This window comes from Pseudomonas sp. SIMBA_067 (assembly GCF_046534675.1).
GTDB classification, from domain to species: Bacteria; Pseudomonadota; Gammaproteobacteria; order Pseudomonadales; family Pseudomonadaceae; genus Aquipseudomonas; species Aquipseudomonas putida.
The window spans coordinates 95,258-116,312 of sequence record NZ_JAWRYH010000014.1; the positions used below are offsets into that span (position 1 = coordinate 95,258).

At 64.0% G+C, this 21,055-nt stretch carries 25 protein-coding genes and 1 tRNA gene; 12 read left to right on the forward strand and 14 right to left on the reverse strand.

The features are described 5' to 3' along the window. Nucleotides 1–10 precede the first annotated feature (10 nt). The 8 genes from SB765_RS24575 to nrdR form a co-directional block, all read right to left on the reverse strand. Nucleotides 11–514, reverse strand: a complete 504-nt coding sequence (locus tag SB765_RS24575; RefSeq protein WP_010951803.1) for a phosphatidylglycerophosphatase A — start codon at nt 512–514, stop codon at nt 11–13. Continuing rightward, complete coding sequence (gene thiL, locus SB765_RS24580; RefSeq protein ID WP_410912390.1) at nt 511–1,479, reverse strand: thiamine-phosphate kinase; 969 nt, start codon at nt 1,477–1,479, stop codon at nt 511–513. The genes SB765_RS24575 and thiL overlap by 4 nt, the downstream gene beginning before the upstream one ends. A gap of 18 nt (nt 1,480–1,497) precedes the next feature. Then, a complete protein-coding gene (nusB, locus tag SB765_RS24585) occupies nt 1,498–1,998 on the reverse strand; it encodes a transcription antitermination factor NusB (RefSeq protein ID WP_023049296.1) in 501 nt (166 codons plus the stop codon). Further along, on the reverse strand, nt 1,995–2,471 hold the full coding sequence (ribE, locus tag SB765_RS24590; protein ID WP_003255395.1) for a 6,7-dimethyl-8-ribityllumazine synthase: 477 nt from the start codon (nt 2,469–2,471) through the stop codon (nt 1,995–1,997). Before ribE ends, nusB begins: the two co-directional genes overlap by 4 nt. 91 nt (nt 2,472–2,562) lie before the next feature. Next, nucleotides 2,563–3,654 (reverse strand): bifunctional 3,4-dihydroxy-2-butanone-4-phosphate synthase/GTP cyclohydrolase II, encoded by a 1,092-nt coding sequence (ribBA, locus tag SB765_RS24595; RefSeq protein WP_016497781.1) that lies wholly within the window; start codon nt 3,652–3,654, stop codon nt 2,563–2,565. Between the two features lie 18 nt (nt 3,655–3,672). Further along, nucleotides 3,673–4,338 carry a riboflavin synthase gene (locus SB765_RS24600; protein WP_016497780.1) on the reverse strand — a complete coding sequence of 222 codons (666 nt, stop codon included), beginning with the start codon at nt 4,336–4,338 and terminating at the stop codon, nt 3,673–3,675. Between the two features lie 42 nt (nt 4,339–4,380). Continuing rightward, complete coding sequence (gene ribD, locus SB765_RS24605; protein WP_341797437.1) at nt 4,381–5,511, reverse strand: bifunctional diaminohydroxyphosphoribosylaminopyrimidine deaminase/5-amino-6-(5-phosphoribosylamino)uracil reductase RibD; 1,131 nt, start codon at nt 5,509–5,511, stop codon at nt 4,381–4,383. A 2-nt stretch (nt 5,512–5,513) separates the two neighbouring features. Continuing rightward, nucleotides 5,514–5,978 carry a transcriptional regulator NrdR gene (gene nrdR / locus SB765_RS24610; protein WP_009685710.1) on the reverse strand — a complete coding sequence of 155 codons (465 nt, stop codon included), beginning with the start codon at nt 5,976–5,978 and terminating at the stop codon, nt 5,514–5,516. A gap of 106 nt (nt 5,979–6,084) precedes the next feature. Between nrdR and SB765_RS24615 the strand changes: the two genes are divergently transcribed. From SB765_RS24615 to trxA, 3 genes are read left to right on the forward strand one after another with little or no spacing between them, the layout of a single operon-like run. Beyond that, nucleotides 6,085–6,537 (forward strand): YbaY family lipoprotein, encoded by a 453-nt coding sequence (locus SB765_RS24615; protein WP_016497778.1) that lies wholly within the window; start codon nt 6,085–6,087, stop codon nt 6,535–6,537. After that, nucleotides 6,538–7,197 carry a class I SAM-dependent methyltransferase gene (locus SB765_RS24620; protein WP_341797436.1) on the forward strand — a complete coding sequence of 220 codons (660 nt, stop codon included), beginning with the start codon at nt 6,538–6,540 and terminating at the stop codon, nt 7,195–7,197. Between the two features lie 31 nt (nt 7,198–7,228). Continuing rightward, nucleotides 7,229–8,101, forward strand: a complete 873-nt coding sequence (gene trxA / locus SB765_RS24625) for a thioredoxin (protein ID WP_086974857.1) — start codon at nt 7,229–7,231, stop codon at nt 8,099–8,101. A 143-nt stretch (nt 8,102–8,244) separates the two neighbouring features. Here the strand turns inward: trxA and SB765_RS24630 are convergent, their stop codons facing one another. Further along, nucleotides 8,245–8,589 (reverse strand): hypothetical protein, encoded by a 345-nt coding sequence (locus SB765_RS24630; protein ID WP_410912383.1) that lies wholly within the window; start codon nt 8,587–8,589, stop codon nt 8,245–8,247. Nucleotides 8,590–8,719: 130 nt separating this feature from the next. Between SB765_RS24630 and SB765_RS24635 the strand changes: the two genes are divergently transcribed. The 5 genes from SB765_RS24635 (at nt 8,720) to SB765_RS24655 (ending at nt 12,697) form a co-directional block, all read left to right on the forward strand. After that, a complete protein-coding gene (locus SB765_RS24635) occupies nt 8,720–9,289 on the forward strand; it encodes a DUF2796 domain-containing protein (RefSeq protein ID WP_016497773.1) in 570 nt (189 codons plus the stop codon). Continuing rightward, nucleotides 9,290–10,000: an ABC transporter ATP-binding protein gene (locus SB765_RS24640; protein WP_016497772.1), complete on the forward strand. Its 711-nt coding sequence runs from the start codon at nt 9,290–9,292 to the stop codon at nt 9,998–10,000. Next, on the forward strand, nt 10,000–11,265 hold the full coding sequence (locus tag SB765_RS24645; protein WP_341797434.1) for an ABC transporter permease: 1,266 nt from the start codon (nt 10,000–10,002) through the stop codon (nt 11,263–11,265). Before SB765_RS24640 ends, SB765_RS24645 begins: the two co-directional genes overlap by 1 nt. 126 nt (nt 11,266–11,391) lie before the next feature. Next, a complete protein-coding gene (locus tag SB765_RS24650) occupies nt 11,392–11,904 on the forward strand; it encodes a DUF3299 domain-containing protein (protein WP_410912378.1) in 513 nt (170 codons plus the stop codon). A gap of 109 nt (nt 11,905–12,013) precedes the next feature. Continuing rightward, nucleotides 12,014–12,697, forward strand: a complete 684-nt coding sequence (locus SB765_RS24655) for an OmpW/AlkL family protein (RefSeq protein ID WP_016497769.1) — start codon at nt 12,014–12,016, stop codon at nt 12,695–12,697. Here SB765_RS24655 and SB765_RS24660 read toward each other — a convergent pair. After that, on the reverse strand, nt 12,685–13,890 hold the full coding sequence (locus SB765_RS24660; protein WP_410932076.1) for an MFS transporter: 1,206 nt from the start codon (nt 13,888–13,890) through the stop codon (nt 12,685–12,687). The two genes, SB765_RS24655 and SB765_RS24660, sit on opposite strands and share 13 nt — an antisense overlap. 101 nt (nt 13,891–13,991) lie before the next feature. On the opposite strand from SB765_RS24660, the gene SB765_RS24665 reads away from it, so the two are divergent. Beyond that, entirely contained in the window at nt 13,992–14,435 is a 444-nt protein-coding gene (locus SB765_RS24665) for a winged helix-turn-helix transcriptional regulator (RefSeq protein ID WP_341797432.1), read from the forward strand. A 30-nt stretch (nt 14,436–14,465) separates the two neighbouring features. Here SB765_RS24665 and SB765_RS24670 read toward each other — a convergent pair whose 3' ends face one another. Together SB765_RS24670 and SB765_RS24675 are read right to left on the reverse strand one after the other, a co-directional pair. After that, the gene (locus tag SB765_RS24670; RefSeq protein ID WP_341797431.1) at nt 14,466–15,398 is read right to left on the reverse strand and encodes an NAD-dependent epimerase/dehydratase family protein; all 933 of its coding nucleotides are present in this window, start codon (nt 15,396–15,398) and stop codon (nt 14,466–14,468) included. Next, nucleotides 15,391–16,275 (reverse strand): sugar nucleotide-binding protein, encoded by an 885-nt coding sequence (locus tag SB765_RS24675; protein WP_341797430.1) that lies wholly within the window; start codon nt 16,273–16,275, stop codon nt 15,391–15,393. The genes SB765_RS24670 and SB765_RS24675 overlap by 8 nt, the downstream gene beginning before the upstream one ends. A 227-nt stretch (nt 16,276–16,502) precedes the next feature. Between SB765_RS24675 and SB765_RS24680 the strand changes: the two genes are divergently transcribed. Further along, entirely contained in the window at nt 16,503–17,348 is an 846-nt protein-coding gene (locus tag SB765_RS24680; protein ID WP_410932077.1) for an alpha/beta hydrolase, read from the forward strand. A gap of 11 nt (nt 17,349–17,359) precedes the next feature. On the opposite strand, the gene SB765_RS24685 is transcribed toward SB765_RS24680, so the two are convergent. Further along, on the reverse strand, nt 17,360–18,169 hold the full coding sequence (locus SB765_RS24685) for a helix-turn-helix domain-containing protein (RefSeq protein WP_043199392.1): 810 nt from the start codon (nt 18,167–18,169) through the stop codon (nt 17,360–17,362). A gap of 178 nt (nt 18,170–18,347) precedes the next feature. Between SB765_RS24685 and SB765_RS24690 the strand changes: the two genes are divergently transcribed. Then, a complete protein-coding gene (locus SB765_RS24690) occupies nt 18,348–19,790 on the forward strand; it encodes an alanine/glycine:cation symporter family protein (protein WP_019471904.1) in 1,443 nt (480 codons plus the stop codon). Nucleotides 19,791–19,862: 72 nt separating this feature from the next. Beyond that, the gene (locus tag SB765_RS24695; RefSeq protein WP_410932078.1) at nt 19,863–20,852 is read left to right on the forward strand and encodes an asparaginase; all 990 of its coding nucleotides are present in this window, start codon (nt 19,863–19,865) and stop codon (nt 20,850–20,852) included. 106 nt (nt 20,853–20,958) lie between these two features. Here the strand turns inward: SB765_RS24695 and SB765_RS24700 are convergent. Continuing rightward, nucleotides 20,959–21,054 (reverse strand) — tRNA-Sec (locus tag SB765_RS24700). Nucleotide 21,055: the final 1 nt, after the last annotated feature.

Sequence of the window (21,055 nt, forward strand, 5' to 3'; positions counted from 1 at the left end):
CGCTCCCTGTTCAGGCAACCGCCCACACCAGAACCTGCATGCCCAGCCAAGCAAACACGCCGGCCAGGATATCGTCGAGCATGATGCCGACGCCCCCGTGCACATGGCGGTCGATCCAGCGGATCGGCCAGGGTTTGAGGATGTCGAAGAAGCGGAACATCAGGAACCCTGCCAGCAGCCACTGCCAGCCTTCTGGCACCAGCCAGAGGGTGATCCACATGCCGACGATCTCATCCCAGACAATGCCTTCATGGTCGTGTACGCGCAAGTCATTGGCGACTTTGCCGCACAACCAGAAGCCAAACAGCATGCTCACGCCCAGCAACAGCCAGTAGCCCCAGTCAGGCAACAGCTGCCACAACGGAATGAACGGGATGGCCACCAGCGAGCCCCAGGTGCCCGGGGCCTTGGGCAAGGTACCGGAACCGAAGCCAAAAGCGATGAAGTGCCACGGGTTGCGCCAGACCGAAGGCGGAACAAACTCCGCAGGCACCTGATTGGGGTGATCGGTCACGGTGTCTCCCTAAAGTGTTGATAGCCCCGCTGAACGGGGGTGATGTCCCGACCCTGTGCGTCGCGCAAGGTGACACCCTGCCCTTCGAGCACACGGCCAATGGTATGTACCTCGACCATGCCGAGGTCAGCCAGGAGCGCCAGCGCCTCAGGCGGCAGCGTGAAGGCGAGCACGTAGTCGTCGCCACCGGCCAGGGCTGCCTGTACTGCCGCTTCGCGCCCCAGGAACGCCTCTACAGCAGGAGACACTGGCACCTGGGCCAGGTTCACCTCCAGCGCAACGCCGGACGCCTTGGCGATGTGCCCGCAATCAGCGAGCAGGCCGTCGGAGATGTCCAGCGCCGCCGTGGCCCGGCCACGCAGCAGCGTGCCGAGGGTGAGCTGCGGCATTGGCGACCAGTAATGGGCCAGCAGCGGCTCGGCCTGTTCGGCAGGCGCCTCGCGTTCGCCCAGCACCAGCGGCAGCGCGCCGGCCGCCTTGCCCAGCACACCGCCGACGCACAGCAGGTCGCCTGGCCGTGCACCGCTACGGCGCAACGCCTGGCCTGCCGGCACGCGGCCAAACACGGTGACGGTGATGCTCAGCGGGCCCCGGGTGGTGTCACCCCCGATCAGGCTCATGCGGCAACGGTGGGCCATGCGGCTGAGGCCGTCGGCATACGCCGCCAGCCAGTCAGGGCCAACGTCCGGCAGGGTCAGGGCGAGGGTGAAGCCGATCGCAGTCGCGCCCATGGCGGCCAGGTCACTGGCGGCCACGGCCAACGAACGCTGGCCAAGCAGCAGCGGATCGCAAACAGCGGGAAAATGCACCCCGGCGACCAGGGTGTCGGTCGACACCGCCAGTTGCTCACCGGGGGGAAGGGCTAGCAGGGCGCAGTCGTCGCCAATACCCAGGGCCACGCCCTCGCCGCCCTGCGCACAAGGCGCGGCGGCGAAGTAATGGTTGATCAGCTCGAACTCACCCATGGCTCTACAGCGCCAGAATCAGCGCTTGTTCGCCTTGACTTCGGCTTCACGCAGCGACGGCGCCAGCTTGTCTAGCACGCCGTTGACGAACTTGTGGCCGTCGGTGGCACCGAAGACCTTGGCCAGCTCGACACCTTCGTTGATCACCACGCGGTACGGTACGTCGACGCGCTTGATGAACTCCCAGGTGGACAGGCGCAGCACAGCCAGCTCGACCGGGTCGAGCTCTTCCAGCGTCATGGTCATGCAAGGCGCCAGCGCCTTGTCGATTTCGCCCTTGATTGCCGGAACCCCATGCAGGATTTCACGGAAATAAGCACCGTCGACGTCGGTGAAATCGTTATCCACCCGGAACTGCGCTTCGATCTCGTTCAGCGAATGCTGCGCCATGTGCCACTGGTACAGTGCCTGGGTCGCGAGCTTGCGGGCTTCGCGGCGCTTGGCGCTTTTCGAGGGCTTGCCGGCATCCGCAGGTTTTGGATCGCGCGGGTTGAAACGATCGCTTTCGTCGCTAATCACTTGGCCTCCAACTGCGCCAGCAGGCTGACCATTTCCAGTGCGGACAGGGCAGCTTCAGCACCTTTGTTGCCGGCTTTGGTGCCGGAACGCTCGATGGCTTGTTCGATGGAGTCGACGGTCAGTACGCCGAAGGCCACCGGAACACCGAACTCCATGGACACCTGGGCCAGGCCCTTGGTGCATTCGCCCGCCACGTATTCGAAGTGCGGGGTACCGCCACGGATCACGGCGCCCAGGGCGATGATCGCGTCGTAGGCGCCTTGCTGGGCGACCTTCTGTGCTACCAGCGGGATTTCAAATGCGCCCGGGGCACGGATGATGGTGATGTCGCTTTCGCTGACACCGTGGCGTACCAGGGCATCAACGGCACCGCTTACCAGGCTTTCAACGACGAAGCTGTTGAAGCGGCCAACCACCAAAGCATAGCGACCTTTGGGGGCGATGAAGGTACCTTCGATGGTCTTCAGGGTCATTCCGATATTCTCATCTTCAAGAGCGAGGCCGCATACAAGCGGCCTCGACAGGGGTCTGGACTCGAGCAGAGGGCGTCAATGCCGCCTCAAGTCACTCGGAGGGCACGTATTCTACAACTTCCAGATCGAATCCGGATATCGCGTTGAACTTCATCGGCGAACTCATCAGGCGCATCTTGCGCACACCAAGGTCGCGCAGGATCTGCGAACCGGCACCCACGGTGCTGTAGGTGGTCGGTGCCTTGGCCGGTGCATCGCCTGCGCTTTCGCGGATGTGCGCCAGCAGCACGTCGCCATCCAGCGGGTGGCCCAGCAGCAGTACCACGCCGCTGCCGGCTTCGGCCACGGCGGCCATGGCAGCACGCAGGCTCCAGCGGCCTGGCTGCTTGACCAGCAGCAGGTCGCGCAGCGGGTCCATGTTGTGCACACGCACCAGGGTCGGCTCTTCGGCGCAGATCTTGCCCAGGGTCAGGGCCAGGTGCACGTCGCCTTCCACCGCGTCGCGGTAGGTGACCAGGTTGAACTCGCCCAGCTCGCTTTCCACCGGCTGCTCGGACACACGCTGCACGGTGCGCTCGTGGATCATGCGGTAGTGGATCAGGTCGGCAATGGTGCCGATCTTCAGGCCGTGCTCGGCGGCGAACACTTCCAGCTCGGCGCGGCGCGACATGGTGCCGTCGTCGTTCATCACTTCGCAGATCACGCCGCTTGGCTCGAAACCGGCCATGCGCGCCAGGTCGCAGGCAGCTTCGGTGTGGCCGGCGCGGGCAAGGGTACCGCCGGGCTGGGCCATCAGCGGGAAGATGTGGCCTGGGCTGACGATGTCTTCGGCCTTGGCGTCCTTGGCGGCAGCGGCCTGCACCGTGCGTGCACGGTCGGCGGCGGAGATGCCGGTGGTGACACCTTCGGCGGCTTCGATCGACACGGTGAACTTGGTGCCGAAGCCCGAGCCGTTGCGCGGCGCCATCAGCGGCAGCTTCAGCGTTTCGCAACGCTCACGGGTCATCGGCATGCAGATCAGGCCACGGGCGTGCTTGGCCATGAAATTGATGTGCTCAGGCAGGCAGCATTCGGCTGCCATGATGATATCGCCTTCGTTCTCGCGGTCTTCGTCATCCATGAGGATGACCATTTTGCCCTGGCGGATGTCTTCGACCAGTTCTTCGATGCTGTTGAGCGCCACGCGGCACCCCCTTCTCAATCAGGATTTCAAGAAGCCGTTGGCGGCCAGGAAGCTTTCGGTAATGCCACTGCCCTTGCTCGGTTCGGCAGCCTTGTCACCCAGCAGCAAGCGCTCCAGATAACGGGCCAGCAGGTCGACCTCAAGGTTTACCCGACGCCCTGCGCGGTAGTCGGCCATGATGGTTTCGGACAGGGTGTGCGGGACAATGGTCAGCTCGAACTCGGCGCCATTGACCTCATTGACCGTCAGGCTGGTGCCGTCGACGGTGATCGAACCCTTGTGGGCGATGTACTTGGCCAGCTCCTTGGGTGCACGCACACGGAACTGGATGGCGCGGGCGTTATCGCTGCGCGAGATGATTTCGCCGACGCCGTCGACATGGCCGCTGACCAGGTGCCCACCCAGGCGGGTGGTGGGGGTCAGGGCTTTCTCCAGGTTGACCTTGCTGCCGCTCTTGAGGTCAATGAACGCGGTGCGTTTGAGGGTTTCGACGCTGACGTCGGCCCAGAAGCCATTGCCCGGCAGTTCGACGGCGGTCAGGCATACCCCGTTGACGGCGATGCTGTCGCCCAGCTTGACGTCACCCAGATCGAGCTTGCCGGTTTCGACGTAGACGCGCACGTCACCACCCTTGGGGGTGAGGCTGCGGATGGTGCCGATGGATTCGATGATGCCGGTAAACATGGGGTCTTCCTCAAAAACGGTTTGCACGGGGCAAGCCCGGCATTATACGCCGGGTGCCGGCAGGGGGATGGCTGTGACCCGCCAGTCATCGCCCACTGCGCGCATTTCGGTAATTTTCAATCGCGGCGCTTCGCTCATCTTGTCCAGCGGCCAGTCCAGCAACGGGCGGGCCTGGGAGCCGAGGAAGGTGCCGGCAACGAACAGCTGATATTCGTCGACCAGGCCTTGGCGGGCAAAGGCACCGACCAGGCCGGCACCGGCTTCCAGCAGGATTTCGTTGACGCCGCGAGCGGCCAGGGCCTGCAGCAGCGCCGGCAGGTCGACCTGACCATTGTCACCTGGCAGGTTCAACAATTCGTGGCCGGCAGCGGCATAGCGCGGGTCATCTGCGACAGCGGTCACCACCAGTGCCGGGCCGGCCTTGAAGAACGGCGCATCCAGTGGCAGGCGCAGGCGGCCATCGACCAGTACGCGCAGCGGCGTACGGCTGAGAGCCAGGGCTGTGGTTTCGGCATCCAGGCCCAGCTCGGCGCCACGCACGGTCATGCGGGCGTTGTCGGCCAGCACGCTGGCAGCGCTGGTCAGCACCACGCTGGAGCGGGCGCGCAGGCGCTGTACCGCCGAACGTGCAGCCGGGCCGGTAATCCACTGGCTTTCGCCACTGGCCATGGCGGTGCGGCCGTCCAGGCTCATGGCCAACTTGGCGCGCACGAACGGCAGGCCAGTTTCCATGCGCTTGAGAAAGCCCGGGTTGAGTGCGCGGGCCTCGGCTTCGAGCACGCCACTGGCCACCACGATACCGGCCTCGGCGAGGCGCCGCAGGCCTTGCCCCGCCACTTGCGGGTTAGGGTCCTGCATGGCTGCCACAACCCGCGCCACACCGGCCTTGACCAGCGCCTCGGCACACGGCGGCGTGCGCCCATGGTGGCTGCACGGTTCAAGGGTAACGTAGGCACAAGCGCCACGAGCACGCTCACCGGCCTGGCGCAGGGCATGCACTTCGGCATGCGGCTCGCCGGCGCGCACGTGCCAACCTTCGCCTACCACTTCGCCATCACGTACGATCACGCAGCCTACGCGCGGGTTGGGGTGGGTGGTATACAGGCCCTTGCGCGCCAGCTCCAGCGCGCGGGCCATGTAGTGGGCGTCAAGGATGGCGGCTTGGCTGGGCATGTTCACTCTTTGGCTGGCTCACGGGCCAGGCGGTCGATTTCTTCGCGGAACTCGTCCAGGTCCTGGAAGCGCCGGTACACCGAGGCAAAGCGGATATAAGCCACCTCGTCGAGCTTGCGCAGCTCGGCCATGACCATTTCACCCACCACCAGCGATTTGACTTCGCGCTCGCCAGTGGCACGCAGGCGGCTCTTGATGTGGGCCAGCGCCGCTTCCAGACGCTCGACGCTGACCGGGCGCTTTTCCAGGGCCCGTTGCATGCCGGCGCGCAGCTTGTCTTCGTCGAACGGCTGGCGCGTGCCGTCCTGCTTGATCAGCCGGGGCAGCACCAGTTCGGCGGTTTCGAAGGTGGTGAAGCGCTCGCCACAGGCCACGCATTCGCGGCGGCGGCGCACCTGCTCGCCCTCGGCAACGAGGCGAGAGTCGATGACCTTGGTGTCGTTGGCACCGCAAAAGGGACAGTGCATGGTGGCAGGCAACAAAAAAAGGGAGGGCCATGGTAGCGCATTGCACTGGCAAGACAAGCCAAAGGGGTTAACATCCATGGGAAATCTGCCCGTTAAGGACTCCCCCATGCACTACCGAGCGCTCGTCGTGCTGTGCTGCGCCGCCCTGCTCGCCGCTTGCGGCAGCGACAGGCCGAAGACCGATACACCCCCGGCGCCCACGCCAACCCGCTCGGCCAAACCGGCCGAAGTATTGGGCCCGTTGCCGGCCTACCAGCGTGAACTGAGCGGCACCTTGCTGGAAATCCCGGCCGGTGCCGACGTGGAACTGGCCTTGCTGGTCATCGACGAACGCGACCGCCCGCAACGCCTGCTGGCCAGCAGCAACCTGACCGGCACCGGGCAAGCGTTGCCCTACCACCTTCGCTTCAACCCCGAAGCCTTCCCGGCCGGCGCGCGGGTCGAGCTACGTGGCCGCGCCAGCCGTTCCGGCCAGTTGATCATGCACCTGCCGCCGGTACGTATCAGCCAGGCCCAGACCCAGGCCACCGGCCCGCTGCGTTTCGAGAAGGCACCTTAAGTGGCGCCACTGGCCCTGCAACAGGCTCTCAGCGGCCTGATCGGCGAAGCGCGCCTGATCGTCAGCGAGCTGCCCGGCTGTGACTTGAAGCTGTGGTTGATCGACGACCAGAACATGGACCGCGCCTTCAGCAGCGACGAAACCCGGCGCATTCTTGACGAGCCGCCCTACTGGAGCTTTTGCTGGGCAAGTGGCCTGGCCATGGCCCGGTACCTGGCCGAACGCCCGGAATGGGTGGCCGGCAAGCGCGTGCTGGACTTTGGCGCCGGCTCCGGTATCGCCGGCATTGCCGCCGCGCGCGCCGGGGCACTGGAAGTGGTGGCCTGCGACCTTGACCCGCTGGCCCTCCATGCCTGCCGCGCCAATGCCGCGCTGAACGGGGTAGAGCTCAGTTACAGCAGCGACTTCTTTGCCGAGGACGACCGCTTCGACCTGATCCTGGTTGCCGATGTGCTGTACGACCGCGCCAACCTGCCGCTGCTGGATGCCTTCCTCAGCCGCGGCCGCCAGGCGCTGGTGGCCGACTCGCGGGTACGCGACTTCAGCCACCCGCTGTACCAGCAGTTGGGCGTGCTCGAAGCACTGACCCTGCCGGACCTGGCCGAGCCACACGAATTCCGCAGGGTCAGCCTGTACCACGCCAGCCGCGACGCCTTATAGTGGTGCCATTCACGAGTTAGCGAGAGTCGCGATGACCCAAGACACGCCTTACATTTTCGACGCTACCGATGCCACCTTTCAGCAACTGGTGATCGAGAACTCTTTCCACAAGCCGGTGCTGGTGGACTTCTGGGCCGAGTGGTGTGCGCCGTGCAAGGCACTGATGCCGTTGCTGGCCAAGATCACCGAGGGTTACCAGGGCGAGTTGCTGCTGGCCAAGATCAACTGCGACGTGGAGCAACAGGTGGTTGCCCAGTTCGGTATCCGCAGCCTGCCGACCGTGGTGCTGTTCAAGGACGGCCAGCCGGTGGACGGTTTTGCCGGGGCTCAGCCGGAATCGGCGATTCGCGCCATGCTCGAGCCACACGTGCAGATGCCCGCCGCACCCACCGCTTCGCCACTGGAGCAGGCCAAGGCGCTGTTTGCCGAAAGCCGCTTTGCCGAAGCCGAAGCGCTGTTGCAGGCGCTGCTGGGTGAAGACAACAGCAATGCCGAGGCGTTGATCCTGTACGCCCGCTGCCTGGCCGAGCGCGGTGAACTGGGCGAGGCCCAGGTGGTGCTGGATGCGGTCAAGACCGACGAGCACAAAGCTGCGCTGGCCGGTGCCAAGGCCCAGCTGACCTTCCTGCGCCAGGCGGCCAGCCTGCCGGAAGTGGCCGACCTGAAAAGCCGCCTGGCGCAGAACCCGCAGGATGACGAGGCGGCTTATCAGCTGAGCATTCAGCAGCTGGCGCGCCAGCAGTACGAGGCGGCGCTGGATGGGCTGCTGAAGCTGTTCCAGCGTAACCGTGGCTACGAGAACGGGCTGCCGCAGAAGGCGATGCTGCAGGTGTTCGAGTTGCTGGGCGGGGATCATCCGCTGGTTGGCGTTTATCGCCGCAAGCTGTCGGCGGCGATGTTCTGAGAATGCCGGGGGCCGCTTTGCGGCCCATTCGCAGCACAAGGCTGCTCCTACAGGGACCGTACGAAACCACGGCCACCTGATCCTTGTAGGAGCAGCCTTGTGCTGCGAACGGGCTGCAAAGCAGCCCTAAATTCCTGGCCCTCTCACCCAACCCAGTGATAGACCGGCGCATCCACGCCACTTTCCACCTTCACCTCACTGCTGTGCCGCAAGCGCACCAGCAGCCGCTTGCCCGCCGCCGTGCTTCCCGCCAGCCCTTCCAGCCGGTCCAGCAACTCCGGCCCGCTCATCTGCCCGGCAACGCGCAACACTTCACGCGCTGCGGACCATTGCCCGTCATCATGGCGCGGTGCCGCAACAGTAGCCGTCGCAGCACCCTGTACCACAACAGGCACCTCGATTTGCTTACCCAGTTGCGCCCACTCTTCAGGCGCCAGCTCGATGGTCAGGTCCACCGGCCAGTCACCAATCTGTCCACGAATTCTCATGATGCATTCCTTGAGCCCAGGTCAATGCAGCCATGCTACCGCAACATGAAACCTTAGCCACGCAGGCTGGCGGCGCGCAGAAAAGTTGTTATAACATAACCCAATCTTCCAGCCCGCCCCGGAGTCGTCCATGCGTCGCCTGCTGCTCGCCCTGCCCTTCGCCTTGCTGCCACTGGCAGTGGCCCATGCCCACGATGACCATGATCATGACCACGGCACGCTCGGCGCCCACGAGCATGGCGTGGCCAAGCTCAACGTCGTGCTTGATGACAACACCCTGGAGCTGGAGCTGGACAGCCCGGCAATGAACCTGGTGGGCTTCGAGCATGCCGCCAGCAGCGATGCAGACAAGGCCAAGGTCGCCGCCGTGCGCCAGCAACTCGAACAACCCCTCAAGCTGTTCGGCCTTTCTGCAGCAGCAAACTGCAAGGAAGAACAACAGGAGCTGGAAAGCCCGCTGTTCGGTGATGCCCTGAAAGCCGACGACGAGGGTGACGAGCACGCGCATGGCCACCAGCACAGCGACATTGGTGCCCATTACCAGCTCACCTGCGCCAACCCTGACAAACTGGCACAGGTGGACCTGGCGCCCCTGTTCAAGGCCTTCCCGGCCACCCAGAAAATCAACGTGCAACTGATCGGCCCCAACGGCCAGAAAGGCGTGGAAACCACGCCGGCCAAGGCAGCGGTCGCCTTCTGAATGAGCCAGCCGTTGATCGAATTGCATGACCTGGTGTTCGGCTGGCCAGGTCAGCCGCCGTTGCTGGATATTCCGGCATTCCACCTGGACGCGGGTGAAGCCCTGTTCCTCAAGGGCCCCAGCGGCAGTGGCAAGACCACCTTGCTGGGCCTGCTCGGCGGGGTGAACGTGCCGGCCCAGGGCCGCATCCAGTTGCTTGGCCAGGACCTCGGCAAATTGGGCCAGGGCGCCCGCGACCGCTTTCGGGTCGATCACACCGGTTACATCTTCCAGCAGTTCAACCTGCTGCCGTTTCTCTCTGTACGTGAAAACGTCGAGCTGCCCTGCCGCTTCTCGCACAGCCGCAAGGCCCGCGCCGAGCAGCGCCATGGCAGTGTCGACCAGGCGGCCGGCACGCTGCTGGCCCACCTGGGCCTGGGCGACCCCGCCCTGCTCGCCCGCCGCGCCGACAGCCTGTCGATCGGCCAGCAACAGCGGGTCGCCGCCGCACGCGCCCTGATCGGCCAGCCAGAACTGGTGATTGCCGACGAACCGACCTCGGCGCTGGATGCCGACACACGCGAAGCGTTCATCCGCCTGCTGTTCGATGAATGCCGCGCAGCCGGTGCCAGCCTGCTGTTCGTCAGCCACGACCAGAGCCTGGCACCACTGTTCGACCGTCACCTTTCCCTGGCCGACCTCAACCGCGCCGCCAAGCCCCGGGAGGCCTGATGTACCTGCTCCGCCTTGCCCTGGCCAGCCTGGCCAACCGCCGCTTCACCGCCTTTCTCACCGCCTTCGCCATCGCCCTGTCAGTGTGCCTGCTGCTGGCGGTGGAACGTGTTCGCACAGAAGCGCGCGCCAGCTTCGCCAGCACCATCAGCGGCACCGACCTGATCGTCGGCGCCCGCTCCGGTTCGGTGAACCTGCTGCTGTATTCGGTGTTCCGCATTGGCAACGCTACCAACAACATCCGCTGGGACAGCTTCCAGCACTATGCACAGGACCCCCGCGTGAAGTGGGCGATCCCGATCTCGCTGGGCGACTCGCACCGCGGCTACCGAGTGATGGGCACCACGACGGATTACTTCAGCCATTACCAGTACGGCCGCCGCCAGCATCTGGAACTGAGCCAGGGGCGTGAGTTTGCCAGCGACCCGTTCGAGGTGGTGCTCGGCGCCGAAGTGGCCGAGGCGTTGCACTACAAACTGGGTGACAAGCTGGTGCTGGCCCACGGCGTGGCAGCCATCAGCCTGGTCAAGCATGACGACAAGCCGTTCACCGTGGTCGGTGTGCTCAAGCGCACCGGCACACCGGTCGACCGCACACTGCATATCGGCCTGGGCGGTATGGAGGCCATCCATATCGACTGGCACAACGGCGTACCGGCCCGAGGCGCCGGGCGCATCAGCGCCGAGCAGGCACGCACGATGGACCTGCAACCTGCCGCCATTACCGCGTTCATGCTGGGCCTGAACAACAAGATCGCGACCTTCAGCCTGCAGCGCGAGATCAACGAGTACCGCAGCGAGCCGTTGCTGGCAATCCTGCCAGGCGTGGCCCTGCAAGAGCTGTGGAGCCTGATGGGCACGGCGGAACAAGCGTTGTTCGTGGTGTCGCTGTTCGTGGTGCTGACCGGCTTGATCGGCATGCTGACGGCGATTCTCACCAGCCTCAACGAGCGCCGCCGGGAGATGGCGATCCTCCGTTCGGTCGGGGCCAGGCCGTGGCATATCGCGGGGCTGCTGGTACTGGAGGCGCTGTCACTGGCGGCGGTCGGGATCGTGGCCGGGCTTGGCTTGCTGTATGCGGGGATTGCCCTGGCGCAGGGGTACGTGCAGGCCAACTATGGCTTGTATCTGCCACTGGCCCTGCCGAGTGCTCATGAATGGACCTTGCTGGCTATCATCCTGGGGGCGGCGTTGCTGATGGGCAGCGTGCCGGCGTGGCGGGCCTATCGGCAGTCGCTGGCCGATGGCCTGTCCATACACCTCTGAGTGCGCGTAATGATCAGACACCTCACCGCCTGCTTCGCGGGCACGCCCGCTCCCACAGGGAGCCCCGCAGGCTTCGAACCTTGTGCAGGACCTGTGAGAGCGGGCATGCCCGCGCAGAGGCCGGCAATGCGCATGCTGCTGGCCCTGCTGTTGCTGGTAGCAATGCCTCTATGGGCCGCCGAACCCAAGGAGCTGGACTGGCCGGCCCTGATCCCCGAAGGCGCCCCGGTCATCCCGCCGCAACTGACGCCGCTGCACGACATGTCACAGCTCAGCAACGCCCTGTCTGCCGAGTCCGCGCCAGCCGCGCGCCAGCAAGCCCCCGATGCCCCAGTCGTGAGAGGCCTCGACGGCCAGCAGGTCAAGCTGCCGGGCTACATCGTGCCGCTGGAGGTAAGCGAAGAAGGCCGCACCACCGAGTTCCTGCTGGTCCCTTACTACGGTGCGTGCATCCACGTGCCACCCCCGCCGTCGAACCAGATCGTGCACATTTTCAGCGAGATGGGCGTGCGCGTCGAAGACCTCTACCAGCCGTACTGGATCGAGGGAAAGATGCAAGTTAGAGCCTCCAGCAGCGAACTGGCCGACGCCGGCTACCAGATGGAAGCCGAGAAAATATACGTTTATGACCTGAGATGAGAACTGTTTCGAATTCGTGAAGACGCTTCTTTGAGCTGGGTCAAACTTTCTGTTTAAACAGCTCCGTACCATTGGACTACTCGATTAATAACGTCCTTTGGGAGCTTCCATGAACAAGTCCTTGCTCGGCGCCTCGCTTGTGGCCCTTGCGCTCGCCGCCCCTGCCGCCCACGCCTACCAGGCGGGGGACATGATCTTGCGCGCAGGCGCCATCACCACCGCCCCGAACGAAAGCAGCGGCGACCTGAAGTTCGACGGCAACAAGGTGTCGGGCACCAAGGCGACCCTGGACAGCGACACCCAGCTGGGCCTGACCTTTGCCTACATGCTCACCGACCACATTGGCCTGGAACTGCTGGCAGCCACCCCGTTCAAGCACACCGTCGGCGTTAAAGGCCTGGGCGGCGGGCTGGACGGCAAGCTGGCAGACATCAAGCAACTGCCACCGACCCTGTCGCTGCAGTACTACCCGATGGAGCCGAATTCGCGCTTCCAGCCGTACGCCGGTGTGGGTATCAACTACACCCTGTTCTTCGACGAAGACCTGAGCAGCGCACGCAAGCAACAAGGCTTCAGCAACCTCAAGCTGCAGGATTCGGTCGGTATTGCCGGCCAACTGGGCATGGACTACATGCTGACCGAAAACTTGCTGGTCAACGCCTCGGTCTGGTACGTCGACATCGACACCAAAGCCAGCGTAAACGGCCCGACCGCGCTGGGCTACAGCAAGACCAAGGTCGACGTCGATGTCGACCCGTGGGTGTACATGGTCGGCCTTGGCTACAAGTTCTGACCTGAACCCTGCAGGGCGGCTTCGGCCGCCCTCGCGCGTTGCAGCCATAGCCAGTAGCCCAGCGCTGCCGCACTGAAGGCCATGCCAAGCCCACACACCGCAGCCCACCCCCAATGGGCATGCACCCAACTCGCAAGCACCGCCCCCAGCCCGCTGCCAAGCGAATAGCAGCACATGTAGGCGCCGATCAAGCGGCTGGCCATCGCGCCACGCCCTGCCAGCAAAAGGCTCTGGTTGGTGACATGCACCGCCTGCACGGCAAAGTCCAGCATCAGCACACCTAGCACAAAGGCCATCAGCGACTGCCCGACAAAAGCTGTGGGCAACCACGACAGCGTCAGCAGCGCCAGCGCCAACCCGGTGGTGCGCTCTCCCAGCCCCTGGTCGGCCAAGCGACCGGCGCGCGCAGCCGCCAACGTCCCCACAACACCTGCCAGGCCGAACAGGCCAATCTGGGTATGGCTCAACACAAATGGCGCAGCGCTGAGGGGCATGACCATGGCACTCCACAGCACGCTGAACGCAGCGAAGATCAATACGCCAAACACGCCGCGCTGGCGCAGCAGCCTGTCTTCCCGATACAAACGGAACTGGGACACGATCAACGCCCGGTAGCCAGGCCGGTGTACGAGCGGCTGCCCACCGGGCAGGCTGCGCCACAGCACCAGGGCCAGCAGCGTCAGCAGCCCTGCGGCGACCAGATACACACTGCGCCAACCGGCCAAGTCAGCAAGCCCACCTGCCACCAGGCGCGCCAATAGAATCCCCAGTACCACGCCACTGGTGACGGTGCCCACGGCCTGCCCCTGCGCACCGGGTGAAGCCAGGCTGGCCGCATGCGCCACCATTATCTGCACCATGACAGCCATCAGCCCGGTGATGGCCAAGGCCAGCAGCAACATCGCCCAGTTGGGCGCCATGCCGACGCCGACCAGCGCCAGGGCAGAAAACAGCAACTGGCCCAGCAACAGGCGTTTGCGGTCGATCAGGTCCCCCAGTGGCACGATCAATAGCAGCCCCAGGGCATAACCTGCCTGGGTCGCGCCGACAACCCAGCCAATTTGCTGTTGCGCCACACCAAGGTCGGCGGCCATCGATTCAAGCAAAGGTTGGGCGAAGTAGACCGTGGCCACCGCCATGGCGCTGGTGATGGCAAGCAGCAGGGTTAGCCCGCGTGTCAGCGCAGATGTCATCGGTCAGGCCTCGTCAATTTGGTTTCGATTTGAAACCACTTCTGGCTATTTAACAAATGTGGTTTTAATCTGCAACCAGACAATCAGGAAAGGCCCACCCCATGCTCGATGAAAACAATGCCCAATGCCCCGTGGCCCGAGCCCTGGAGGTATTGGGTGATCGCTGGGCACTGATGATCCTGCGCGACGCCTTCGACGGCTTGCGGCGGTTCAGTGAGTTTCAGAAGAACCTGGGGCTGGCGAAGAACATCCTCGCCTCACGGCTCAAGCTGCTGGTGGAAAGCGGGTTGCTGATGACACAGCCGGCATCGGATGGCAGTGCCTACAAGGAATATGTGCTGACCGAGAAAGGGCGGTCGGTGTTTCCGGTCGTGGTTGGCTTGAGGCAGTGGGGGGAGCGGTATCTGTTTGAGGCGGGTGAAGCGCGTTCTGAATTGGTCGAGGCTGCCAAAGGGCAGGCTATCGAGACTTTGCAGGTGCGAGCTTTGGATGGGCGGGTACTGGGGGCCGAGGATTGCCTGCGCAGGGTTGTGCGGCATGGGTGATTTTTGGGGCTGCGCAGCAGCCCCAAAAGTTCAGCTTTTACCGAGAAGCTTGGCCAAGCCCTCGACCATCGGCGTCGCCTGCGGAAACTCGAACCGCGCCAGCAACCGCTGGTTGTCCGCCCGCGAATGGCGAATATCACCCGAACGCGCCGCCACATGGCTGATCGCCGGCAAGCTGCCCACCACCTTCTCCAGCGCCACCAGCAACTGGTTCAGCGAGGTGGCCTGGTTGAGGCCGATGTTCACCGCCCCCTCCTCGACCTGCGGCTGCTCCAGTGCCTGCACCATCACCTGCACCAGGTCGCCCACGTAGAGGAAATCGCGGGTCTGCTCGCCATCGCCGAAGATGGTGATCGGCAAGCCCTGCACTGCGCGCTCGCAGAAGATGCTGATTACCCCGGAATACGGCGAGGACGGGTCCTGGCGTGGCCCGAAGATATTGAAGAAACGGAACACCACCGGCTCCAGGCCATGCTGACGGCGGTAGAAGTCCAGGTACTGCTCACTGGCCAGCTTGTCCACGGCGTAGGGCGTCAGCGGCGCCTTGGGCGTGTCTTCGGCAATTGATTCACCCTCGCCATTGTTGCCGTACACCGCCGCACTGGAGGCGAACAGCACCCGGCGCACACCCTGCACGCGCATGGCTTCGCACACATTGAGGGTGCCAATGAAGTTGCTTTGGTGGGTACGCACCGGGTCTTCGACCGAGGCCTGCACCGAGGCCACCGCCGCCAGGTGCACCACAGCACTGCAGCCTGCCGCAGCCTGCGTGACCAGCCCGGCGTCGGCAACATCGCCTTCAATCAGCTCCAGCCGTGGGTGGTCAACCTGCAGGTTGCTGCGCCGGCCGGTGGAGAAGTCGTCGAGAATGCGTACGGCGTAGCCTTTGTCCAACAACGCATCGCACAGGTGGGAGCCAATGAAGCCGGCACCGCCGGTGATCAGGATGGGGGCGTCAGCCATGGCGGTAGAACCGGTCCAGTAAAGGCGGCAGGCCGGCGCGCCAGGCGCGCGGCTTGATGCCGAAGGTATGAAGGATTTTCTTGCAGGCCAGTACAGCGTTCTGCGGCTCTTCGCTGGCATCCGGCCGTGCCGCATGGGCCTGCGGTGTCGGCGCCAGCACCGCCAGTTGGCGGTATTGGCCTGCTTCGGTAAGGATAGCCTGGCCTAGCGCCAGCGGCGTGGTCGCCTCGTTGCCGGCGTAATGGTATGTGCCCCACAGCGGCGCACTGCAATCGAGCTGCTTGAGCACCGACAGAATCACCCGTGCGGCATCGTCGACCGGTGTCGGGTTACCACGCCGGTCATCGGCCAGCAGCAGTTCTTGCGGCTGCTCTGCACGGGTCAGGAAGCGGCCCAGCGCGCCGTCGATGCTCTCGTCGAGCAACCAGCCGAAGCGCAGCAGCACATGCTGCGGGCAGGTTGCGCGCACACTCTGTTCGATGCGCCACAACGCCTGGCCACGCAGGCCCAGCGGCACCGGCTCGTCCTTTTCGCTGTAGGCCGTTGCCCGCGAACCATCGAAGACCCGGTAGCTGGAAGGTTGAACCAGGGTGATCTGGTGGTGCTGGCACAGCTCTGCCAGCCGCTCCACAGCCCGCTCCTGTTGAGCCAGGCGTTGCTCGCTGACCGACTCGGCCTGGAACCAGTCGAAGTAATAGGCCAGGTTGACCAGGGCGTCGGGGCGGTGATCGTCGAGCAACTGGGTGAGGTTGGCCGGCGTCCAGCCATTCTCGGGCGGGCGCGGCGCCAGGAAAGCAATGTCCTCCTCGGCCCCAAGACGAATCAGCGCTTGCCCGAGGGCATTGCCACCACCCAACAGCATTAGGCGCATACGCATAGAGTCAGCAGATCCGAGAGGTTAATGAAGGAAAGGGGCCATTTTGCGGTTTCCGGGCGGGGAAGTCCAACGCAGGGCCCGGTGAATGCCATGGACGGATTTGCTGATGCTGATTACCGTCTGCTTCACCTGCCGTCAATGCAGAATGTACAGCCGCGCAAGGGGGAGATCTCGACTAGCCTCTTTTGCGTGACAATAGCGCCAATCATGGCTTTGCAGAGACCATCATGCACTTGCAAACTGGCACCCAGCAGCGCCTGAAATGGCAATTCGACGAGCCGGCCCCAGGCAAAGAGCTGTTCATCGACGAACAATTCGGAAGCTACCAGCAACAGGCCCGGTTGCTTGTACCTGATACCGAGCGCGCAGCGCCGGCATTTGTGCTGGGTGGCGCGCGCTCGGACTTTACCCGGCTCAACCCACTGCTCTATCGTTTGCAAGCCGCTGGCATCGGGTCGCTTACCGGCAATCTTTCTGGTCACAGCCTCGCTAGCGAGCCAGGCGCAGTGGCACCGTCACTGGCTACCAACCTCGAAGAGGCACAGCGGTTTCATACGCATATCGCACCTCGATGCCGAACACTGATCGGCCACAGCCTGGGCGCGGCAATCACGCTGAAACTTGCAGCACGGTTGCCGCAAGTGGACAGTATCGTGTTGATCTGCCCAGCGGTTTATCCAGATGATGCCCACCGGGCGCCGTTTGGCCCGGCATTCACCACAGCCATCAGCAAACCCTACGGCTTTCTGGACAGCGACAGCTACGCCTTCCTCAAGCAGTTCCAAGGCAGAGTGCTGATGGTGATTGGCGAGTATGACGGGCTCAACTCACAACGCTTCGGCAAAGACCCGGGGACCAGTGCAGGTAGCCTGTGGCTGGCCGGTGCCGAGCGCTACAGCCCGATTCCTGAAGAAGTTACCCAGGCCCTGATGCAATCAGTTCCAGCAGCGCGTTTGCAATGCCTGTTTCTTACCGACTGCGACCATGGCATCGCTTCCCACTTACGCAGTACGCCAGCGATTGCGGATCAGGTTGCCAGCGCCGTGGCGGGATTCATCCTCGAAGACGCCTGACTTGTTGAGCATTACTCGATCTCGAACAAACTGTTGCGCAACGGCCCCACACTCAAACGCTCACGCACATCATCATCTATACGTGGGTCATCCGGCCGGTACAGTTTCACCTGCCGATAGGCATTGATGCGATTGATCTCCTCGCCCAGGTACTCCCACACCACGCGGGTGCAGGCCGGGTTGCGCCGGTCGCCGCTGGAAACCCCGGCTTTGAGGCCGTTCAGGCGGGTGATGCGGCTTTTGAAGCTGGGGATGAGGATGGTCTGGCTCATTTCGTTGAAGGTGAGCGACTCGTAGTCGATGAGGAACACCCGGTCCTGCAGCTGAAACGCCGCGCCCAGGTAGCGGCAACGTACCTCGGCATGCTGGTCGTTGGCACTGGAACGCTCCTGGCGCTCCTGGCGCTCGAACAGGAAACGGCCGCGCTCCTCCCACAGGTGCACCAGCGACACCAGGATCGTGCCCGGTACCGACATGCAGTTGGAATACTCGAAGTAGTAACCGCAATAACGCGACAGGTTGCCCGCATGATCATGCAGCGGGCGGAACAGTTCGCTGATCGGGTCGCTGGGCTGCTCGGCCAAGGTGGACACCCGTGCGCCGATCAGCCGGGCGAACTGCTCGGCCGGCAGGTTCAGTTCGTAATCCTCAACCCCGAAGAAGTCGCCAATGCGCTTGAGGTTGAAAGCCGTCGGACGGCTCTGACCGCTCAGGTACTTGTTGAACTGCGCGCGGTTGATAGAGAGCTGCCGGCAAACTTCGGAGATAGAGCGGTAGTGGCTGCAGGCCAGTTTGAGGTTGGTGGCGAAATGATCGCTCATGTGCGGAATCCAGGTGACGCGAATGACGCAATTGTAGCATCAAGTCGCATCAAGTCAGAGCAACCCGCGAAATTGTAACGGCTCTTGTCATGGCCAACCATTCGCCCCAACGAATAGCGGTGCGCCTGCCGTCCGCTGGTCATTCCACACGAAGAATAAGAATCGAGGTCATTTTCCAATGCTCGAAGTACTCAACGATTTCCTTTCAGGGAAACTCCTCATCGTGCTGATCGTAGGGCTGGGTAGCTACTTCACTATCCGTTCGCGTTTCGTTCAGTTCCGCCATTTCGGCCACATGTTCACCGTGTTCAAGGAATCGCTGCGTGGCCAGGCAGGCCAGCTGAGCTCCTTCCAGGCCCTGATGTTGAGCCTGGCCGGCCGCGTTGGCGCCGGTAACATTGCCGGTGTCGGTATCGCTGTGACCCTGGGTGGCCCGGGCGCCGTGTTCTGGATGTGGGTCACCGCGCTGGTGGGCATGTCCAGCAGCTTCTTCGAATGCACCCTGGCCCAGGTCTACAAGCGCGCCGACGGCGACGGCCTGTACCGTGGCGGCCCGGCCTACTACATCCAGCATGGCCTGAAGCGCAAAAGCATGGCCATCGTGTTCTCGATCCTGCTGCTGGTCACCTACGGCTTCGCCTTCATCGGCCTGCAGTCGTACACCGTGACCCACTCGCTGCAGAACGCCTTTGACTTTGCCCCAAGCCAGACCGGTATCGTCCTGGCAGTGCTGCTGGCCATCACCTTCATCGGCGGCATCAAGCGCATCGCCGCAGTGTCGGACCTGCTGGTACCGATCAAGACCTTGGCCTACATCGGCGTGACCCTGTACGTGATCGGCACCCAGATCGAACACGTGCCGGCCATGCTGGAAACCATCTTCAAGAGCGCCTTCGGCCTCGACCCAGCGTTCGCCGGCCTGCTCGGCAGCGCCATCGTCATGGGCGTGAAGCGTGGCGTGTTTGCCAACGAAGCGGGCCTGGGCAGTGCGCCGAACGTCGCCGCCGTGGCAGCCGTGAAACACCCGGGCGCCCAGGGCGTGGTCCAGGCCTTCAGTGTGTTCCTCGATACCTTCGTGATCTGCACCTGCACCGCGCTGCTGATCCTGCTGTCGGGCTTCTACACCCCGGGCTTCGAGGGTGACGGCATTGTCCTGACCCAGAACTCGCTGGCCGCCGTGGTCGGTGACTGGGGCCGTGTGTTCGTCAGCGTGGCGCTGTCGCTGTTCGTGTTCACCTGCATCCTCTACAACTACTACCTGGGCGAGAACAGCCTGCAGTTCCTCACCCGCAACCGCGTGGTGCTGATGGTGTTTCGTGGCCTGGTGCTGGCACTGGTGGTATGGGGCTCGATGCAAGACCTGTCGACCGTGTTCGCCTTCGCCGATATCACCATGACCTGCCTGGCTTTCGTCAACCTGGTGGCCTTGGCCCTGCTGTTCAAGGTCGGCCTGCGCGTCATGCGTGACTACGACGACCAGCGCAAAGCCGGTATCGGCCAGCCTGTGTTCGACTCGAGCAAGTTCGCCGACCTGGACCTGGACCGCAATGCCTGGCCTGCCAACCCGCAGGTGGAAACAGCCGCTGACAAAGCAGCTGTCCAGGCTCAGCCGCAGCGCTGATATCCTCCCCTGCCCAGCCGCCCCTTCTGCGGGCGGCTTTTCTTTCTCGGCTCACCGCTACGGATGTTTTCCATGCGTGCAGTAAAGAATCTTCTCGTTCTCTATACCGGTGGCACCATCGGCATGCTCGAAACCTCGGAAGGCCTGGCGCCAGCCGGTGGCTTCGAAGCGCGGATGCGTGAGCACTTTGCCAAGATGGCCGATGCCCCCCAGATGCACTGGTCGCTTCAGGAGCTGAACCCGCTGCTCGACAGCGCCAACATGCAACAGCACAACTGGCTGGCGATGCGCGATGCCATCGTCGAAGCGGTGGATGTGGCAGGCCATGATGGCGTGCTGGTGTTGCATGGCACCGACAGCATGGCTTACAGCGCCGCGGCGTTGTCGTTTTTGCTGCTGGGCCTCCCAGTCCCGGTGCTGCTGACCGGCTCGATGCTGCCGGCAGGTGCCGCAGACAGCGATGCCTGGGCCAACCTGTGCGGTGCGCTGCGCCAGTTCGAACAAGGGCTGGAGAATGGCGTGCAGCTGTACTTCCACGATCAGCTGCTGCATGGCTGCCGGGCGTCGAAGCTTCGCAGCGAGGCGTTCGATGCCTTTGCTGCGTTGCCGCGCCATCGCGACGGCGAGCGGGCCGGGGCGATTCCCGCCGAGCTTGGCTACAAGCACCCGCGCCAGCCGGTCAACCTGGCGATAGTGCCGGTGTTCCCCGGGCTGCAGGCCGGGCACTTGCAGGCCTTGATCGACAGTGGTGTGCAGGGTTTGCTGCTGGAGTGCTACGGCAGCGGTACCGGGCCGTCGGATGACCAGGCGCTGCTGAATGTGCTGCGGGCGGCGCGCCAGCGTGGCGTGATGTTGGCAGCGATCAGCCAGTGCCCTGAGGGTTCGGTGGTGTTCGATACCTATGCGGCGGGTAACCGCTTGCGTGGGGCCGGGCTGGTCAGTGGCGGTGGCATGACCCGTGAGGCGGCGCTGGGCAAGATGGTTGCGCTGCTGGGGGCGGGGTTGGATGTGGATACTGCAGAACAGTGGTTTGCCCTGGATCTGTGTGGGGAGCGGGCTTAGGCTTCACCCTTCAGGGCCTCTTCGCGGGTGAACCCGCTCCCACAGGTACCGTGCAAGTCCCAAGGGCTGTGAAGCGCCCCGTAGAGCCCCGACAGGCGAATGAAAATGGCGGAAGGCAGCGGGAGTCGAACCTGCCCGGGAACGGCTGCCGTCCCCAACCGGGTTTGAAGCCCGGCCGCGCCACCGGGCGCGATTGCCTTCCT

Excerpts from the sequence above, each read along its gene's own strand:
- SB765_RS24640 (WP_016497772.1), top strand. The coding sequence starts at position 9,290 with ATGAGCCAGCCGTTGATCGAATTGCATGACCTGGTGTTCGGCTGGCCA.
- SB765_RS24690 (WP_019471904.1), top strand. The coding sequence starts at position 18,348 with ATGCTCGAAGTACTCAACGATTTCCTTTCAGGGAAACTCCTCATCGTG.
- SB765_RS24615 (WP_016497778.1), top strand. The coding sequence starts at position 6,085 with ATGCACTACCGAGCGCTCGTCGTGCTGTGCTGCGCCGCCCTGCTCGCC.
- SB765_RS24660 (WP_410932076.1), bottom strand. The coding sequence starts at position 13,890 with ATGACATCTGCGCTGACACGCGGGCTAACCCTGCTGCTTGCCATCACC.
- nrdR (WP_009685710.1), bottom strand. The coding sequence starts at position 5,978 with ATGCACTGTCCCTTTTGCGGTGCCAACGACACCAAGGTCATCGACTCT.
- SB765_RS24645 (WP_341797434.1), top strand. The coding sequence starts at position 10,000 with ATGTACCTGCTCCGCCTTGCCCTGGCCAGCCTGGCCAACCGCCGCTTC.
- thiL (WP_410912390.1), bottom strand. The coding sequence starts at position 1,479 with ATGGGTGAGTTCGAGCTGATCAACCATTACTTCGCCGCCGCGCCTTGT.
- SB765_RS24600 (WP_016497780.1), bottom strand. The coding sequence starts at position 4,338 with ATGTTTACCGGCATCATCGAATCCATCGGCACCATCCGCAGCCTCACC.
- SB765_RS24680 (WP_410932077.1), top strand. The coding sequence starts at position 16,503 with ATGCACTTGCAAACTGGCACCCAGCAGCGCCTGAAATGGCAATTCGAC.
- SB765_RS24635 (WP_016497773.1), top strand. The coding sequence starts at position 8,720 with ATGCGTCGCCTGCTGCTCGCCCTGCCCTTCGCCTTGCTGCCACTGGCA.
- SB765_RS24675 (WP_341797430.1), bottom strand. The coding sequence starts at position 16,275 with ATGCGTATGCGCCTAATGCTGTTGGGTGGTGGCAATGCCCTCGGGCAA.
- SB765_RS24665 (WP_341797432.1), top strand. The coding sequence starts at position 13,992 with ATGCTCGATGAAAACAATGCCCAATGCCCCGTGGCCCGAGCCCTGGAG.
- ribE (WP_003255395.1), bottom strand. The coding sequence starts at position 2,471 with ATGACCCTGAAGACCATCGAAGGTACCTTCATCGCCCCCAAAGGTCGC.
- SB765_RS24630 (WP_410912383.1), bottom strand. The coding sequence starts at position 8,589 with ATGAGAATTCGTGGACAGATTGGTGACTGGCCGGTGGACCTGACCATC.
- SB765_RS24695 (WP_410932078.1), top strand. The coding sequence starts at position 19,863 with ATGCGTGCAGTAAAGAATCTTCTCGTTCTCTATACCGGTGGCACCATC.
- SB765_RS24685 (WP_043199392.1), bottom strand. The coding sequence starts at position 18,169 with ATGAGCGATCATTTCGCCACCAACCTCAAACTGGCCTGCAGCCACTAC.
- SB765_RS24655 (WP_016497769.1), top strand. The coding sequence starts at position 12,014 with ATGAACAAGTCCTTGCTCGGCGCCTCGCTTGTGGCCCTTGCGCTCGCC.
- SB765_RS24670 (WP_341797431.1), bottom strand. The coding sequence starts at position 15,398 with ATGGCTGACGCCCCCATCCTGATCACCGGCGGTGCCGGCTTCATTGGC.
- SB765_RS24650 (WP_410912378.1), top strand. The coding sequence starts at position 11,392 with ATGCGCATGCTGCTGGCCCTGCTGTTGCTGGTAGCAATGCCTCTATGG.
- ribD (WP_341797437.1), bottom strand. The coding sequence starts at position 5,511 with ATGCCCAGCCAAGCCGCCATCCTTGACGCCCACTACATGGCCCGCGCG.
- trxA (WP_086974857.1), top strand. The coding sequence starts at position 7,229 with ATGACCCAAGACACGCCTTACATTTTCGACGCTACCGATGCCACCTTT.